General features: G+C 69.4%; 21 protein-coding genes. 1 reads left to right on the top strand and 20 read right to left on the bottom strand.

The genetic code is table 11. From position 1 onward, the window contains the following. Positions 1-63 precede the first annotated feature (63 nt). Positions 64-678 carry a methyltransferase gene (locus O7621_RS08825; protein ID WP_281551880.1) on the bottom strand — a complete coding sequence of 205 codons (615 nt, stop codon included), beginning with the start codon at positions 676-678 and terminating at the stop codon, positions 64-66. 831 nt (positions 679-1,509) lie between these two features. Here O7621_RS08825 and O7621_RS08820 point away from each other — a divergent pair. Then, a complete protein-coding gene (locus O7621_RS08820) occupies positions 1,510-2,286 on the top strand; it encodes a hypothetical protein (RefSeq protein WP_282233535.1) in 777 nt (258 codons plus the stop codon). A gap of 7 nt (positions 2,287-2,293) precedes the next feature. Here the strand turns inward: O7621_RS08820 and truA are convergent, their stop codons facing one another. From truA to O7621_RS08725, 19 genes are all read right to left on the bottom strand, one after another. Further along, positions 2,294-3,127 (bottom strand): tRNA pseudouridine(38-40) synthase TruA, encoded by an 834-nt coding sequence (gene truA, locus O7621_RS08815; protein WP_282233534.1) that lies wholly within the window; start codon positions 3,125-3,127, stop codon positions 2,294-2,296. Between the two features lie 144 nt (positions 3,128-3,271). Further along, positions 3,272-3,847 (bottom strand): 50S ribosomal protein L17, encoded by a 576-nt coding sequence (rplQ, locus tag O7621_RS08810; RefSeq protein ID WP_282233533.1) that lies wholly within the window; start codon positions 3,845-3,847, stop codon positions 3,272-3,274. Positions 3,848-3,881: 34 nt separating this feature from the next. After that, entirely contained in the window at positions 3,882-4,904 is a 1,023-nt protein-coding gene (locus tag O7621_RS08805; RefSeq protein WP_278173705.1) for a DNA-directed RNA polymerase subunit alpha, read from the bottom strand. Positions 4,905-5,031: 127 nt separating this feature from the next. After that, positions 5,032-5,658: a 30S ribosomal protein S4 gene (gene rpsD / locus O7621_RS08800; protein ID WP_278173704.1), complete on the bottom strand. Its 627-nt coding sequence runs from the start codon at positions 5,656-5,658 to the stop codon at positions 5,032-5,034. Between the two features lie 14 nt (positions 5,659-5,672). Next, complete coding sequence (rpsK, locus tag O7621_RS08795) at positions 5,673-6,080, bottom strand: 30S ribosomal protein S11 (RefSeq protein ID WP_007073011.1); 408 nt, start codon at positions 6,078-6,080, stop codon at positions 5,673-5,675. Between the two features lie 61 nt (positions 6,081-6,141). After that, on the bottom strand, positions 6,142-6,522 hold the full coding sequence (gene rpsM, locus O7621_RS08790; protein WP_123606127.1) for a 30S ribosomal protein S13: 381 nt from the start codon (positions 6,520-6,522) through the stop codon (positions 6,142-6,144). 242 nt (positions 6,523-6,764) lie between these two features. Further along, a complete protein-coding gene (gene rpmJ / locus O7621_RS08785; RefSeq protein WP_012184307.1) occupies positions 6,765-6,878 on the bottom strand; it encodes a 50S ribosomal protein L36 in 114 nt (37 codons plus the stop codon). 87 nt (positions 6,879-6,965) lie between these two features. Continuing rightward, positions 6,966-7,187: a translation initiation factor IF-1 gene (infA, locus tag O7621_RS08780; RefSeq protein ID WP_007073013.1), complete on the bottom strand. Its 222-nt coding sequence runs from the start codon at positions 7,185-7,187 to the stop codon at positions 6,966-6,968. A gap of 390 nt (positions 7,188-7,577) precedes the next feature. Then, on the bottom strand, positions 7,578-8,156 hold the full coding sequence (locus O7621_RS08775; protein WP_282233532.1) for a DUF1707 domain-containing protein: 579 nt from the start codon (positions 8,154-8,156) through the stop codon (positions 7,578-7,580). Between the two features lie 42 nt (positions 8,157-8,198). Then, on the bottom strand, positions 8,199-9,047 hold the full coding sequence (map, locus tag O7621_RS08770) for a type I methionyl aminopeptidase (protein WP_282233531.1): 849 nt from the start codon (positions 9,045-9,047) through the stop codon (positions 8,199-8,201). Between the two features lie 6 nt (positions 9,048-9,053). Further along, positions 9,054-9,707 carry an adenylate kinase gene (locus O7621_RS08765; RefSeq protein WP_278173701.1) on the bottom strand — a complete coding sequence of 218 codons (654 nt, stop codon included), beginning with the start codon at positions 9,705-9,707 and terminating at the stop codon, positions 9,054-9,056. Further along, complete coding sequence (secY, locus tag O7621_RS08760) at positions 9,708-11,039, bottom strand: preprotein translocase subunit SecY (RefSeq protein ID WP_282233530.1); 1,332 nt, start codon at positions 11,037-11,039, stop codon at positions 9,708-9,710. It abuts the gene before it with no gap. Between the two features lie 231 nt (positions 11,040-11,270). Beyond that, a complete protein-coding gene (rplO, locus tag O7621_RS08755; RefSeq protein ID WP_278173697.1) occupies positions 11,271-11,714 on the bottom strand; it encodes a 50S ribosomal protein L15 in 444 nt (147 codons plus the stop codon). Further along, a complete protein-coding gene (rpmD, locus tag O7621_RS08750) occupies positions 11,714-11,896 on the bottom strand; it encodes a 50S ribosomal protein L30 (RefSeq protein WP_199757998.1) in 183 nt (60 codons plus the stop codon). The genes rplO and rpmD overlap by 1 nt, the downstream gene beginning before the upstream one ends. Positions 11,897-11,924: 28 nt before the next feature. Further along, the gene (gene rpsE / locus O7621_RS08745) at positions 11,925-12,539 is read right to left on the bottom strand and encodes a 30S ribosomal protein S5 (protein WP_123606133.1); all 615 of its coding nucleotides are present in this window, start codon (positions 12,537-12,539) and stop codon (positions 11,925-11,927) included. Positions 12,540-12,608: 69 nt separating this feature from the next. Continuing rightward, positions 12,609-12,992: a 50S ribosomal protein L18 gene (gene rplR, locus O7621_RS08740; protein ID WP_347403741.1), complete on the bottom strand. Its 384-nt coding sequence runs from the start codon at positions 12,990-12,992 to the stop codon at positions 12,609-12,611. A gap of 8 nt (positions 12,993-13,000) precedes the next feature. Beyond that, positions 13,001-13,543 (bottom strand): 50S ribosomal protein L6, encoded by a 543-nt coding sequence (gene rplF, locus O7621_RS08735; protein WP_282233529.1) that lies wholly within the window; start codon positions 13,541-13,543, stop codon positions 13,001-13,003. 17 nt (positions 13,544-13,560) lie between these two features. Continuing rightward, positions 13,561-13,968, bottom strand: a complete 408-nt coding sequence (gene rpsH / locus O7621_RS08730) for a 30S ribosomal protein S8 (protein ID WP_123606136.1) — start codon at positions 13,966-13,968, stop codon at positions 13,561-13,563. A 78-nt stretch (positions 13,969-14,046) separates the two neighbouring features. Further along, positions 14,047-14,232 carry a type Z 30S ribosomal protein S14 gene (locus O7621_RS08725; RefSeq protein WP_007465272.1) on the bottom strand — a complete coding sequence of 62 codons (186 nt, stop codon included), beginning with the start codon at positions 14,230-14,232 and terminating at the stop codon, positions 14,047-14,049. Positions 14,233-14,235: the final 3 nt, after the last annotated feature.

Genomic DNA, 14,235 nt, shown 5'->3' with positions numbered 1-14,235 from the left:
AGCTGAGATTCGCCGCCACCGGGTGGGCGTCCGGCACTGACTCTGGCTTACCTGGCCTACCGGTCAGTCGGCGTGGTGAGTGACCCGCAGCACCCGGTAGCCCTTCTGGCTGGCGTGCCGGTCCACCTGCCAGCCCTGGTCGCGCAGCCACTGCTGCACCGAATCGCCGCCCAGGTAGCGGGCGATGACCAGCCAGCCGACGCCGCCCGGGGCGAGGCGAGGCAGCCAGCGGGTGAGCAGGGCGTGCAGTTCCGCCTTGCCGACCCGGATCGGCGGGTTGGACCACAGCTGGGTGAAGGTGAGCTCCGGCGGCACGCGGTCCGGATCAGCAACCCGGACCCGGTCGGCGACGCCGAGCCGGTCGGCGTTGAGCAGGGTGAGCTCGCGGGCGCGGGCGTTCACATCCACCGCGTGGACCGTTGCGGCTGGCGCCTGGTCGGCCAGCACACAGGTGATCGGACCGTACCCGCAGCCGAGGTCGAGGAAGGGGCCGGGGTCGGTCGGTGCGGGCAGGTCGGCCTTGCGCAGCAGTACGGCGGTGCCTGGGTCGAGCCGGCCGGCGGAGAACACTCCGGCGGCGACGGTCAGAGTGTAGTCGCGGCCGGCGACCGCGAAGTCGATCTCCGACCGTACGTCCGCGGTGCCGGGCTGCGGGCTGAAGTAGTGGTCGCCGGTCACCGGTGCATTGTCGCCCAGCCCGGGGTACGGCGTTGACGGCGGTCACCACGATCGATAGGGCTTATGCCCGATCTTCAATTGATGCAAGTCTTGACCGGCAGCTCTCCCCCCAATCCGTCCGTTACTCTGTGCGATATGACGTACGGGTACGAATCCGGCGCGGACCGCCGGCCGATTCGACCCGATCAATCGGCTCGGCCGCCGGGGTCCGCCGGTGTACCGCCGACGCCACCGCGCCCCCGGCCCCAGCCGACACCCCGAGCACACCCCGGTGGACAGCCGTCACCGCGACCGCGCCCCGGGGCCCAGCCGCCGCCGGGAGCACACCCCCGCGCCCGGCCCCAACCGCATCCCCGCGCTCAGCCCCAACCGCATCCGGGGCTGCCGAGTCGGCCGCCGCCTGCCGCACCGCCGCCGGGTGCCGGGCCGGCGCACTACGCCGTGCCCCGCGGCGCCGGGCCGGCGCACTACGCCGTACCGCCTGGCACCGGGCCGGCACACTACGCTGTGCCACCGCCGCGTGGCTTCCCTGCGCCGCAGGCATTCCGGCCCTCGCAGGTTTCCCCGCCGCCGCAGGCATTCCGCTCACCGCAGACCTTGCCGCCGCAGGCCGTACCGAGACCGGCGGACGGCGAACCTGCTGCGCCCGGATTGTCGTCCCGTACCACCAGGGCGCGTCGTCAGGCCGGCCGGCGGCCGGGCACCACCCCGCCGCCGGGCAGGACCCCCCGACCGCGTCGACCCCCGACCGACGGTCCCACTGAACCTCACGGCCGGCGACCGACCGGGCCGGCCACGGCAGTGTGGTCGTCGACAAAGCTGTGGCAGGTCGTGATCAGCGGCGTCGCCGTCCTGCTGATGCTCGGCGTCTGCGGGCTGAGCTCGTACTTCATCGTCGTGGACGAACGTAACGGGCGGGCGGCGGCGGGTGCCCCGGCGGCACCGACCGTGGTCCCCCGGGACGTCAGCTCCCGGGAGGCCGATCCGCAGCCGCTCACCGTCGAGGAGGTCTTCCCGACCGGTGACATCGTGATCGACCCGGCCGAGCCGCCGTACCGGCTGCTGAAGACCCAGATCGAGGAGCGCTGCCGGGCGGCGGTCGCCGGCGACATCGGCACCCTGCTCGACGAGCTCGGCTGCAACCAGGTGGTCCGCGGCACGCTACGGTCACCGACCGGCGAGTACCTGATCACCACCGGGGTGTTCAACCTGGCCGACGCCTCCGGCGCGGAATGGGCACACACCCGGATCAAGCCGATGGTCGACGAGGAGAAGGGCCGCTTTCAGGGCATGATCGCCGACGAGGGGACCGAGGCGATCGCGCTCTCCTCCGCCCAGGTCGGCTGGCACTCGCTCGGCCACTTCCTGATGTACTGCGTGATCGCCCGCGCCGACAGCGAACCGGTGCCCGCCGACGACCCGTACGCCCGGCAGATCCTCTTCGACATGCTGCAACTGCACCTGCAGGCGAACGTGCTGGAGAAGCGGGCAGTGCAACCGGCAGCACCGGACGAGCCGGCCGAGTCCGACGGCGATCCCGCAGCGGCCGACGGCGACGCGGCGCCGGACGAGGCCGACGCCGGGGCCGACGCGGCAGCAGCTCGGTGACCGGCCGTCAGTCGGCCGCCGGTAGCCGCAGCCGGCGGGTGACGCTGGCGCGGGCCGCGTACCCGGCCGGGTCGGTGGGGTAGCCGACCTCGACCAGGGTGAGCCCGTGCGGCGGGGCGACGGTGACCTCACTGGACCGTTCCCGCCGGGTCAGCAGGCTGCCCGGCCAGTCGACCGGCCGGCGGCCGTCGCCGACGAACAGCATCGCCCCGACCAGGCTGCGCACCATCGCCTGGCAGAACGCGTCCGCCTGTACGGTGCCGATCAGTGTCCCGTCCGCGTCACGGCGCCAGTCCAGCCGGGTGATCTGCCGGATCGTGGTGGCATGCTCCTTGCGCCGGCAGTACGCGGCGAAATCGTGCTCGCCGACCAGCAGGGCGGCGGCGGCGTTCAGCGCGGCCAGGTCGATCGGACGGGGCCAGGCAAGCGTGTCGTGCCGGCGCAGCGGCTCCGCACCGTACGGGGCGTCGGTGACCCGGTAGGCGTACCGCCGGTAGGTGGCGGCGAACCGGGCCTCGAAGTCGGCCGGTACCTCGGTGACCGCCCGCACCCGGACGTCGCGGGGCAGCGTACCGGCGAACCGGCGCAGTAGCGTCGCGGACCGTTCGCTCCACACCTCGGCCGGCACGTCGAGGTGGCAGACCTGACCGGTGGCGTGCACCCCCGCGTCGGTACGCCCGGCCACGGTCAGCCCGAGTGCGACGCCTGGCCCGAACGCCCGGTCGAGGGCCTCGGTCAGCACCCCGGCGACGGTCCGCCGCTGCGGCTGCACCGCCCAGCCGGAGAAGTCGGTGCCGTCGTACGCGACATCGAGCCGCAGCCGGACGTACCCCTGCCGCACCTGATCCTCCTGTGTCGCGTGGTTGCCGGGAAGGTCTCGTGGTTGCCGGAAAGACGGTGGGACCCGACGCTGCTGTCGCAGCGCCGGGTCCCACCGGTTGTGCTCGTCGCCGACTCAGGCCGTGTCGTCGCCTTCGGCGGCGGCTCAGGCCTTGTTGTCGCCTTCGCCGGCCGGGGCCGCCTGGGTCGCGCCAGTGTCGGTGTCACCGGAGGCCGACACCGGCGGCTCGGCGTCCTGGTCGGCCGCGGTGTCCGCGTCGGTACGCGCGGCCGGCACCTCGTCGGCACCGGCGAGCGCCTCGACCTTGTCCTGCTGGGCGGCCGCCCGACGGTCGGCCTTGGCCGGCGCCGGGGTGGTCACCACCAGCTCCTCGACCAGCTCGATGATCGCCATCGGGGCGTTGTCCCCCTTACGCGGTCCGGCCTTCACGATCCGGGTGTAGCCACCCGGACGGTTGGCGAACCGGGGCGCGATCTGGTCGAACAGCTCGAAGACCACGTCCTTGTCCCGCACGACGGTCAGCACCCGACGGCGCGAGTGCAGGTCGCCCCGCTTGGCCTTGGTGATCAGCTGCTCCGCGAGGGGACGCAGCCGCTTCGCCTTGGTCTCGGTGGTCTTGATCTTGCCGTACCGGAACAGCGAGGTGGCCAGGTTGGCCAGCATCATCCGCTCGTGCGCGGGGCTGCCGCCGAGGCGGGGGCCCTTGGTGGGCGTGGGCATGGTTGGTGCTCCTCAGTGGTGGCGGCAGCCGGCGTTACAGCTGCTCGGTCTCGCGGTAGTCGTCGGTGTCGTAGTCGGCTTCGCTGAAGGAGTCCACGACGTGTGCCGGGTCGAAGTTGGGCGCCGAATCCTTCAGGCCCAGCCCCATCCCGGCGAGCTTCATCTTGACCTCGTCGATCGACTTCTGACCGAAATTCCTTATATCGAGGAGGTCCGCCTCGGTCCGCCCGATCAGCTCGCCGACGCTGTTGATGCCCTCGCGCTTGAGGCAGTTGTACGACCGTACGGTCAGGTCCAGCTCCTCGATCGGCAGCGCCAGGTCAGCGGCCAGCTGGGCGTCCTGCGGCGACGGCCCGATGTCGATGCCCTCAGCGGTCTCGTCCAGCTCACGAGCCAGACCGAACAGCTCGACCAGGGTGGAGCCGGCCGAGGCCAGCGCGGTACGCGGCCCGATCGACGCCTTGGTCTCGACGTCGATGATCAGCCGGTCGAAGTCGGTCCGCTGCTCGACCCGGGTCGCTTCGACCCGGTAGGTGACCTTGAGCACCGGCGAGTAGATCGAGTCGACCGGGATCCGGCCGATCTCGGCACCGGCCTGCTTGTTCTGCGCGGCGGTGACGTAGCCGCGGCCCCGCTCGACGGTGAGCTCCATGTCGAGGCGGCCCTTGCCGTTGAGGGTGGCCAGTTTGAGGTCCGGGTTGTGCACCGAGACGCCGGCCGGCGGCTGGATGTCACCTGCGGTCACGTCACCGGGGCCCTGCTTGCGCAGGTACATGCTGACCGGCTCGTCATGCTCGGAGCTGACGCACAGCTCCTTGACGTTCATGACCAGCTCGACCACGTCCTCCTTGACGCCGGGGATGGTGGTGAACTCGTGCAGCACGCCGTCGATCTTGATGCTGGTGACCGCTGCGCCCGGAATGGAGCTGAGCAGGGTACGCCGCAGCGAGTTGCCGAGCGTGTAGCCGAACCCCGGCTCCAACGGCTCGATGGTGAACAGGGACCTCGTGTCGCTGATCGACTCCTCGGACAGAGTCGGCCGCTGGCTGATGAGCACGTACTTCTCCTTGGGTCGGGGCGACCGCTATATGACGCCCGTCGGTCGTGCGCCCGTCGACGGGGGCCGGGCCGGTGCCGTACGTCGGTGACGCCGGTCGACCGCGACCCCCGTCGACGGGGGTGGCTCACTTCGAGTAGAGCTCGACGATCAGCTGCTCCTGAACCTGCGTGTCGATCGTCTGACGCGCCGGCATGGAGTGCACGAGGATCTTCATCTGGCTGGGGATCGCCTCCAGCCAGGCCGGGACGGTCTTGGAACCGGCCTCGCCCTGGGCAACCAGGAACGGGGTGAGCTCCTTCGACTTCGTCCGCACCTCGACGATGTCGTGCTCCTTGACGCGGAACGAGGGGATGTCGACCTTCTTGCCGTTGACCATGAAGTGCCCGTGCTTGACCAGCTGGCGCGCCATGTCCCGGGACTTGGCGTAGCCAGCCCGGTACACGACGTTGTCGATCCGGGACTCCAGGATCTGCAGCAGAACCTCACCGGTCTTCGCCTGCTTGGCAACTGCTTCCTCGTAGTAGCCGCGGAACTGCTTCTCCAGCACGCCGTACACCCGGCGGGCCTTTTGCTTCTCCCGCAGCTGGAGGAGGTACTCGGTCTCCTTGGTCCGACCACGGCCGTGCTGGCCGGGCGGGAAGGGCCGGGATTCGAACGGGCACTTCGGCCCATCGCACTTGCTGCCCTTGAGGAACAGCTTCATCTTCTCCCGCCGGCAACGGCGGCAGTCAGCACCCGTGTAACGAGCCATCTCTTCCTAACCTCTCAGACCCGGCGACGCTTCGGCGGACGGCACCCGTTGTGCGGCTGCGGCGTGACATCGGAGATCTGCCCGACCTCCAGGCCGACGGCCTGCAACGAACGGATGGCGGTCTCCCGGCCGGAGCCGGGGCCCTTGACGAAGACGTCGACCTTGCGCATGCCGTGCTCCATCGCCCGCCGGGCGGCAGCCTCGGCGGCCAGCTGCGCGGCGAACGGCGTCGACTTGCGGGAGCCCTTGAAACCGACCTGGCCGGCGGAGGCCCAGGAGATCACCGCACCGGTCGGGTCGGTGATCGAGACGATGGTGTTGTTGAAGGTGCTCTTGATGTGCGCCTGCCCGTGGGCGACGTTCTTGCGTTCCTTGCGCCGGACCTTCTTGACAGCGGCTCCAGCGCGAGCCTTCGGTGGCATAAGTTTTCTGCGCTCCTATTGAACGATCGAGGTATCCGGGCGAGCCCGGCGTCGGCCAGGACTACTTCTTGCCCGGCTTCTTCTTGCCGGCGACGGTCCGCTTCGGGCCCTTGCGGGTCCGGGCGTTGGTCCGGGTGCGCTGGCCGTGCACGGGCAACCCGCGGCGGTGCCGGATGCCCTCGTAGCAGCCGATCTCCACCTTGCGGCGGATGTCTGCGGCAACCTCCCGACGCAGATCACCCTCGACCTTGAAGCTGGCCTCGATGTGATCCCGGAGCTGGACCAGCTCCTCGTCGGTGAGGTCCCGGACCCGCTTGTTCGGGTCGATGCCAGTCGCGGCAAGCGTGGCGATCGAACGGGTCCGGCCGATCCCGAAGATGTAGGTGAGCGCGATCTCCATCCGCTTCTCGCGGGGCAGATCCACGCCGACTAGACGTGCCATGTGCGGGCGTACTCCTCAAGTGGTGTGCACGGAGGTCTGAGCCCGCCCCACCCCGGCTGCCCTCGCCGACCACCCAGCTGGGTGGGCCGGCATGCCGGGCCCCGGCCTCCGACCGGGGGTTGCGCCGCGGACACGGCGACATGGTCACCGGGTGCTCGCGGCTGGAACGAGCATGTGCTGTTGTGCGATCGGCCGCCTGAACCGCCCCGTCGCCGGCCCGGCTCCTGCCGGTCGGCTCGGGGTCAGCCCTGGCGCTGCTTGTGCCGGGGGTCGGTACAGATCACCATCACCCGGCCGTGCCGGCGGATCACCCGGCACTTGTTGCAGATCCTCTTGACGCTCGGCTTGACCTTCACGGTGTGCCTTACTTCCGTTGACGCCCGGCCGCATACACGGTGCGGGCTTGAGGACGGACACGGGACGCCCCGGCCGCCGTCAGGCGGTTACTTGTAGCGATAGACGATGCGCCCGCGGGTCAGGTCGTACGGCGAAAGCTCGACGACGACCCGGTCCTCGGGCAGGATGCGGATGTAGTGCTGCCGCATCTTGCCGCTGATGTGAGCCAGCACCTTGTGGCCGTTGGCGAGCTCCACCCGGAACATGGCGTTCGGTAGTGGCTCGATCACTCGACCTTCGATCTCGATGGCCCCGTCTTTTTTCGGCATGTCCTCCGCTGTCCTGACGTCGGTTGCTCGGGATCGGCTCACAACACCATTCGCGGACGGACCCGTCCGGCCTGCCGACCGTACCGATTCGACCGCGCCAGCCGCGGCTCCAGACGTCTGACGACGGGCTCGGCCCGGGTTACCGAAACCCAGGCGACACCCGATCAGACACGGCCTGCCGAAGCGCAGAGCAGGCACGCTGGAGTGGACGCTGTGCGCCGACCTATCAGTGTACGCGGGTTGTCACGCGGACAGCAAACCGCGCGCTGCCGCGGGTCAGCATACCCGACAAAGCAGCAGGAGCAGGGATTTTACCGGCGACCCGCCGGGCGTCGGTCAGGCCACTAGGCCGCCGGCCGCCCGCTTGGCCTCCGGTGTCCGGCCGGGTGGCTACCCCTGGCCCGGGGCCGGACCGTCGGCCCCGCCGGACTCATGCTCGAGCCGCTTGCGTTCCGCTTTCTCCTGCTTCGCCAAGTGCCGCCGGGCCTGCTTGGCCGCACACCGCTGCGGCTCGCCCTTCATCAGGCCCAGCACGGTGGTCACCAGCAGCACCGCACCCCACGGGCCGGCCACCCAGCCCGGCCAGAAGTACAGCAGATCCTGAGTCATGACGCAGGTCACCGCCCAGATCGCGATGGTGATCCCGACCGCCGCCCCGTACCCGTCCCACTCGTTGACCAGCCACCGGCGGGTCGCACCGGGATAGCGCCCGTCCGGGCCGGGAGTCAACTCGGCGGGCAACCCGCCCGTGGCGACCGGCGCCAACTGCGAGCGTCCGGCGGCGGTCACCGGCGGCAGATCGTCGAGCAGGCCGTCCAGATCACCGTACGTCTTCGCCGCGTAGGCCCGCTGCAGCCGCTCGTCGAACTCGGCAAGATCCAGTCGACCCTCGCTCAGCGCGTTACGCAACCGCTCGGCCACTGCTTCCCGGTCGGCGTCGGCCGCCCGCATCCCGTCCCGCCGATCCATGGCTACCAGCTTGACACCCCGGTGCCAGCCCGGCCACAGCGGTCAGCGTCGGGAATCGGCCGGCTGGCGGGCGGTCACCAGATCACCGAGCCGGGAGCGGCCGCCGTCCGGCGCGGTCAACACCCAGACGCCGTCCGGCAGCAGCGCCATCGAATGTTCGACGTGCACCGCCATCGACCCGTCCCGGGTCACCACCGTCCAGCCGTCGGCGAGCTCGTCGGTGCGGGCCGACCCCTCGGTGATCATCGGCTCGATGGCCAACGCCATCCCTGGGACCAGGCGCGGGCCCTTGCCCGGCCGGCCGTAGTTGAGCACGTGCGGGTCCTGGTGCATCTCGGTGCCGATCCCGTGGCCGCCGTAGCCCTCGACGATGCCGTACCGGCCGCCCGCCCGGATCGCCCGTTCCACCGCGTACGAGATGTCGGTGAGCCGGCCACGGCCGCTGACCGCACCGCGCGCCGCAGCGGCGATCCCGGCCCACAGCGCGTCCTCGGCGACCGTGATCATCCGCAGCAGTTCCGGACGTACCTCCCCGACCGGAGCGGTGAAGGCCGCGTCGCCGTGCCAGCCGTCCAGTACGGCCCCGCAGTCGACCGAGATGACATCACCGTCGCGCAGCACCTGCCCAGCGGCCGGGATCGCGTGCACCACCTGCTCGTTGACCGAGGAGCAGATGGTCGCCGGGTAGCCGTGGTAGCCCTTGAACGACGGGACAGCGCCGGCGTCGCGGATCGTCTCTGCGGCGATGGCGTCCAGGTCGGCGGTGGAGACGCCGGGAGCGATCGCCGCCCGCATCCGGGCGAGGGCGTCGGCGACCACCAGGCCGGCGGCACGCATCCGGTCGATCTGCTCCGGGCTCTTCAGCTGGATGTCCAACTGCTGGCGGCGCATCGGACGCTACCCGCCGTACGAACGCAGGGCGTCGATCGCGCGTACGGTGACGTCCTCGACCGGCCCGGTGGCGTCGATCCCGACCAGCTTGCCCTGGGCGCCGTAGAAGTCGACCAGCGGCGCGGTCTTCTCGGCGTACTCCACCAGTCGCTGGGCGATGGTCTCCGGCTTGTCGTCGTCGCGCTGGAACAGCTCGGCGCCGCACCGGTCACAGCGGCCCTCGGTCGCCGGCGCGTCGAACTCGACGTGCCAGATCTTGCCGCAGCCGCGACAGGTACGCCGACCGGACAGCCGCCGGATCACCTCGTCGTCGTCGACGACCAGCTCGAGCACCAGATCCAGCGCGGTGCCGAGGTCGGCCAGCAGCTTGTCCAGCGCGGCGGCCTGCGGAGTGGTCCTCGGAAAACCGTCGAGCAGGAAGCCTTCAGCGGCGTCCGGCTCGGCCAGCCGGTCCCGGACCATGTTGATGGTCACTTCGTCCGGGACCAGCTTGCCGGCGTCCATGTATCGCTTGGCCTCGACACCCAACGGCGTGCCCTGGGAGACGTTGGCCCGGAAGATGTCCCCGGTCGAGATCTTGGGCACGACCAGGTGAGCGGCGATGAACTCGGCCTGGGTCCCCTTCCCCGCCCCGGGGGGACCGACCAGTACCAGCCTCATCTACCGGAGGAACCCTTCGTAGTTGCGCTGCATGAGTTGGCTCTCGATCTGCTTCACGGTTTCCAGACCGACACCGACCATGATGAGCACGGCGGTGCCACCGAACGGGAAGTTCACGTACTGGTCGCTGTCCAGCCAGATGAAGAAGAAGTTCGGCAGGACGGAGATGAGGCCGAGGTAGAGCGCACCGGGGAGGGTGATCCGGCTGAGGATGAAGTCGAGGTACTCGGCCGTGGGCCGGCCCGGTCGGATGCCGGGCACGAAGCCACCGTACTTCTTCATGTTCTCCGCGACCTCGGTCGGGTTGAACGTGATCGACACGTAGAAGTACGTGAAGAAGATGATCATAAAGAAGTACGTGACGATGTAGATCGGGCTGGTCGGGTTCGCCAGGTTGTTCTGGATCCACGCCTGGACCTGACCAGGGTCGTTCGGATCGAAGAACTGCAGTCCGAGCTGCGGCAGGTAGAGCACCGACGAGGCGAAGATCACCGGGATGACACCGGCCTGGTTGACCTTCAACGGGATGTAGGTCGAGGTGCCGCCGTACATCCGCCGGCCGATCATCCGCTTGGCGTACTGCACCGGGATCCGGCGCTGTGCCTGCTCGATGAAGACCACCGCGGTGATGACCACCAGGACCAGCACGATCACCAGGCCGAACATGCCCCAGCCGTGGGTGTTCTTGATCGCCCAGCCCTCGCTGGGCAGCCGCGCCGCGATCGAGGTGAAGATCAGCACCGACATGCCGTTGCCGACGCCCCGGTCGGTGATCAGCTCGCCGAGCCACATCACCACGCCGGTGCCGGCGGTCATCGTGATGACCAGCACGCTGAGCGTCAACCAGGTCGGCAGGCCGGTCCCGTCCGGGATGATCGGCCACTGGTCGCACTGGTTGTTGAACAGTTGCCCGGAGCGGGCCAGCGCGACGAACGCCGAGGCCTGCAGGATGCCCAGGCCCAGGGTCAGGTACCGGGTGTACTGGGTGATCTTGGCCTGGCCGGACTGCCCCTCCTTGCGGAGCTGCTCCAACCGTGGAATCACCACGGTGAGCAGCTGCAGGATGATCGACGCGGTGATGTAGGGCATGATGCCCAGCGCGAAGACGGACAGGGACAGCAACGCACCGCCGGAGAAGAGGTTCAGCAGGGTGAAGACCCCGCTGGAGTCCCCGGACTCCAGGGCGGTGATGCACTGCTGCACGTTGCCGTACGACACGCCTGGGCTCGGCAGCGTGGCGCCGAGCCGGTAGACCGCGACGATGAAGACCGTGAACAGCAGCTTCTTGCGCAGGTCAGGCGTGCGGAACGCACTGAGAAAGGCGGAGAGCAACTTCTTCCTCCTGCGCGAGGCGGCCGCCGGATGTTCTGGCGGGTCGGGATGGGTGCGGAGCGCCCGATATCCATGGCTGGCATCGGACTCTAACAGTCCGGCGTCGGTCTGGGCAGGCGTGCCCTAGAACATACACCGGTCCCGATATTAACGGGACGGGGGCTTCACCAGTAGGCCGTGGCGCCCGTCAGTCGCGGACAACTGAGCGAGCGCCACGTCCAAGCTGGGTGTTCAGAGCTCGGTGACCGAGCCGCCAGCTGCGGTGATCTTCTCCTTGGCCGACCCGCTGAACGCGTGCGCCGACACCTGGAGAGACACACCACCGAGGTCGCCGCTGCCCAGCACCTTGACCGGCTGGCCCTTGCGGACCGCACCGGACTCGGCCAACTGCTGCGGACCGACCTCACCACCGTTCGGGAAGAGCTCCGCCAACCGGTCCAGGTTGACCACCTGGTAGACGACCTTGAACCGGTTTTTGAAGCCCTTCAGCTTCGGCAGACGCATGTGGATGGGCATCTGCCCACCCTCGAACGCCGCCGGGATGTTCTTGCGGGCCTTGGAGCCCTTGGTGCCCCGACCGGCGGTCTTGCCCTTGGAACCCTCACCGCGGCCCACCCGGGTCTTCGCGGTCTTGGCCCCCGGCGCCGGCCGGAGGTGGTGGACCTTGATCGCCATTACTCGACCTCCTCGACCTTCACGAGGTGGTTCACGGTGAAGATCATGCCCCGGATCTCGGGCCGGTCCTCCTTGACCACCACGTCGTTGATCCGCTTCAGACCGAGCGACCGCAGCGACTCCCGCTGGTTGCGCTTGGTCCCGATCCCGGACCGGACCTGGGTCACCTTCAGACGTGCCATCACAGCCGCCCTCCGTTCATCTTCGCTGTCACGCCCCTGCGCCCGCGCGGGACGCGAGCATCGCGGCTGGGGCCACGTCCTCGACCGGCAGGCCACGCCGGGTGGCGACCGCCTCCGGCGACTCCAGGCTCTTCAGCGCGGCGACCGTGGCGTGCACGATGTTGATCGGGTTCGACGAGCCGAGGCTCTTGGAGAGCACGTCGTGGATGCCCGCGCACTCCAGCACCGCACGCACCGGGCCACCGGCGATCACACCCGTACCGGCGCTCGCCGGCTTCAGCAGGACCACGCCGGCGGCGTCCTCGCCCTGCACCGGGTGCGGGATCGACGCGGCGATCCGGGGCACCTTGAAGAAGTGCTTCTTGGCCTCCTCGACACCCTTGGCGATCGCCGCCGGCACCTCCTTGGCCTTGCCGTAACCCACGCCGACCGTGCCGTCACCGTCGCCCACGATCACCAGGGCGGTGAAGCTGAAACGCCGACCGCCCTTCACGACCTTGGCGACCCGGTTGATCGCGACGACGCGCTCCAGGTGTGGGGTCTTCTCGACGGGCGCGTTGCCGCGACCGCCCTCACGGCGGTTGTCGCGGCGACCACCTTCGTTGCCACCGGACCCGCCGCCACGACGCTGTTGACCTGGCATCAGCAGCCTTCCTTCCTACTCGTGACGGGGTTTGCTTCGATTTGCGTCTGGACAGGCATCAGACGGCCGCTAGAACTCGAGTCCGGCTTCGCGGGCGGCGTCGGCCAGCGCGGCGATCCGCCCCGCGTACCGGTTGCCCCCACGGTCGAACACGACCTTGGAGATACCTGCCGCCTTGGCCCGCTCGGCGAGCAGCGTGCCCACCTTGCCGGCCAGTTCGCTCTTGGCACCCGCGGTACCCCGCAGCGACGCGTCCATGGTCGACGCGGACGCCAGGGTGTGGCCCTTGGTGTCGTCGACGATCTGGGCGACCATGTGCTTCAGGGAACGGGTGACCACCAGGCGCGGCCGCTGCGCGGTCCCGCTGAGATTCTTGCGCACCCGGAAGTGCCGGCGCGCCCGCCCGATGGCACGCCGCGCGGAGACGCTGCCGCCCGCCCGACGCTTCAACAGTGTGGCGCTCACTTCTTACCTGCCTTTCCGGCCTTGCGGCGGATGACCTCGCCCTGGTATTTCACGCCCTTGCCCTTGTACGGCTCCGGCGGGCGGATCTTCCGGATGTTGGCGGCAACCTCGCCGACCTGCCACTTGTTGATCCCGGCCACGTGGAACAACGTCGGCCGCTCCACGGTGAAGGTGATCCCCTCCGGGGCCGGCACCAGCACCGGGTGCGAGAACCCGAGCGCGAATTCCAGGTCCTTGCCCTTGGCGGTGACCCGGTAACCCGTACCCGCGATCTCCAGGGTCTTGCGGTAACCGTCGGTCACCCCGATGACCATGTTCGACACCAGGGTGCGGCTCAGCCCGTGCAGTTCCTTGGCCTGGCGCTCGTCGTTGGCCCGGTTGATCTGGAGCTGACCGTCCTCGGCCCGCTCAACGGTGATCGACTCGGGCAGGACGTGCGACAGCTCGCCCTTGGGGCCCTTGACCGTGATGGTCTGGCCATCGATCTTGACATCGACGCCGGCCGGCACCGGGATCGACTTACGTCCAATACGCGACATTGTTACCAGTCTCCCGATTACCAGACGAAGGCGAGGACTTCCCCGCCCACGCTCCGCTTACGGGCCTGCCGGTCGGTGAGCAGCCCCTGGGACGTCGAAATGATCGCCACGCCCAGGCCGCCGAGCACCCGGGGCAGCTCATCCGACTTGGCGTACACCCGCAGACCCGGCTTGGACACGCGCTTGATCCCGGCGAGGCTGCGCTCCCGGTTCTGGCCGTACTTCAAATCGACCACCAGCCGCCGGCCGACGGCACCCTCCGCGGGGTCCTCGACCTGCCAGGTCGAGATGTAACCCTCGGCCTTGAGGACCTCGGCGATGTTCGCCTTGACCTTCGAGTACGGCATCGTCACCCGGTCGTGGTACGCCTGGTTGGCGTTGCGCAGACGGGTCAGCATGTCTGCGATCGGGTCGGTCATCGTCATGGGTCTCGTCAACCTTTCTCGCCGGGGTTCCCGGTGGCTGTGCCACCGGGCCTACGGCGAAGACCTGTCAAGGTGGGGTTACCAGGAAGCCTTGGACACGCCGGGCAGCTCACCGCGGTGCGCCATCTCCCGGATGCAGACCCGGCAGAGGCCGAACTTGCGGTAGACCGCCTTGGGCCGCCCGCACCGCTGGCAACGGGTGTACGCGCGCACCGAGAACTTCGGCTTCGCGGCGGCCTTGATGATCAGCGCCTTCTTGGCCATAGC

This window comes from Solwaraspora sp. WMMD937, assembly GCF_029581175.1.
GTDB lineage: Bacteria > Actinomycetota > Actinomycetes > Mycobacteriales > Micromonosporaceae > Micromonospora_E.
This window is presented reverse-complemented; position numbering and strand designations above follow the sequence as displayed.

Coding starts and splice junctions, on each gene's coding strand:
- rplF (WP_282233529.1), bottom strand. CDS start 13,543: ATGTCGCGTATTGGACGTAAGTCGATCCCGGTGCCGGCCGGCGTCGAT.
- rpsM (WP_123606127.1), bottom strand. CDS start 6,522: ATGGCACGTCTAGTCGGCGTGGATCTGCCCCGCGAGAAGCGGATGGAG.
- O7621_RS08725 (WP_007465272.1), bottom strand. CDS start 14,232: ATGGCCAAGAAGGCGCTGATCATCAAGGCCGCCGCGAAGCCGAAGTTC.
- O7621_RS08765 (WP_278173701.1), bottom strand. CDS start 9,707: ATGAGGCTGGTACTGGTCGGTCCCCCCGGGGCGGGGAAGGGGACCCAG.
- rpsH (WP_123606136.1), bottom strand. CDS start 13,968: ATGACGATGACCGACCCGATCGCAGACATGCTGACCCGTCTGCGCAAC.
- O7621_RS08775 (WP_282233532.1), bottom strand. CDS start 8,156: ATGGATCGGCGGGACGGGATGCGGGCGGCCGACGCCGACCGGGAAGCA.
- rplO (WP_278173697.1), bottom strand. CDS start 11,714: ATGGCGATCAAGGTCCACCACCTCCGGCCGGCGCCGGGGGCCAAGACC.
- infA (WP_007073013.1), bottom strand. CDS start 7,187: ATGCCGAAAAAAGACGGGGCCATCGAGATCGAAGGTCGAGTGATCGAG.
- rpmD (WP_199757998.1), bottom strand. CDS start 11,896: ATGGCACGTCTGAAGGTGACCCAGGTCCGGTCCGGGATCGGGACCAAG.
- rplQ (WP_282233533.1), bottom strand. CDS start 3,847: ATGCCCACGCCCACCAAGGGCCCCCGCCTCGGCGGCAGCCCCGCGCAC.
- map (WP_282233531.1), bottom strand. CDS start 9,047: ATGCGCCGCCAGCAGTTGGACATCCAGCTGAAGAGCCCGGAGCAGATC.
- rpsK (WP_007073011.1), bottom strand. CDS start 6,080: ATGCCACCGAAGGCTCGCGCTGGAGCCGCTGTCAAGAAGGTCCGGCGC.
- rpsE (WP_123606133.1), bottom strand. CDS start 12,539: ATGCCAGGTCAACAGCGTCGTGGCGGCGGGTCCGGTGGCAACGAAGGT.
- rpsD (WP_278173704.1), bottom strand. CDS start 5,658: ATGGCTCGTTACACGGGTGCTGACTGCCGCCGTTGCCGGCGGGAGAAG.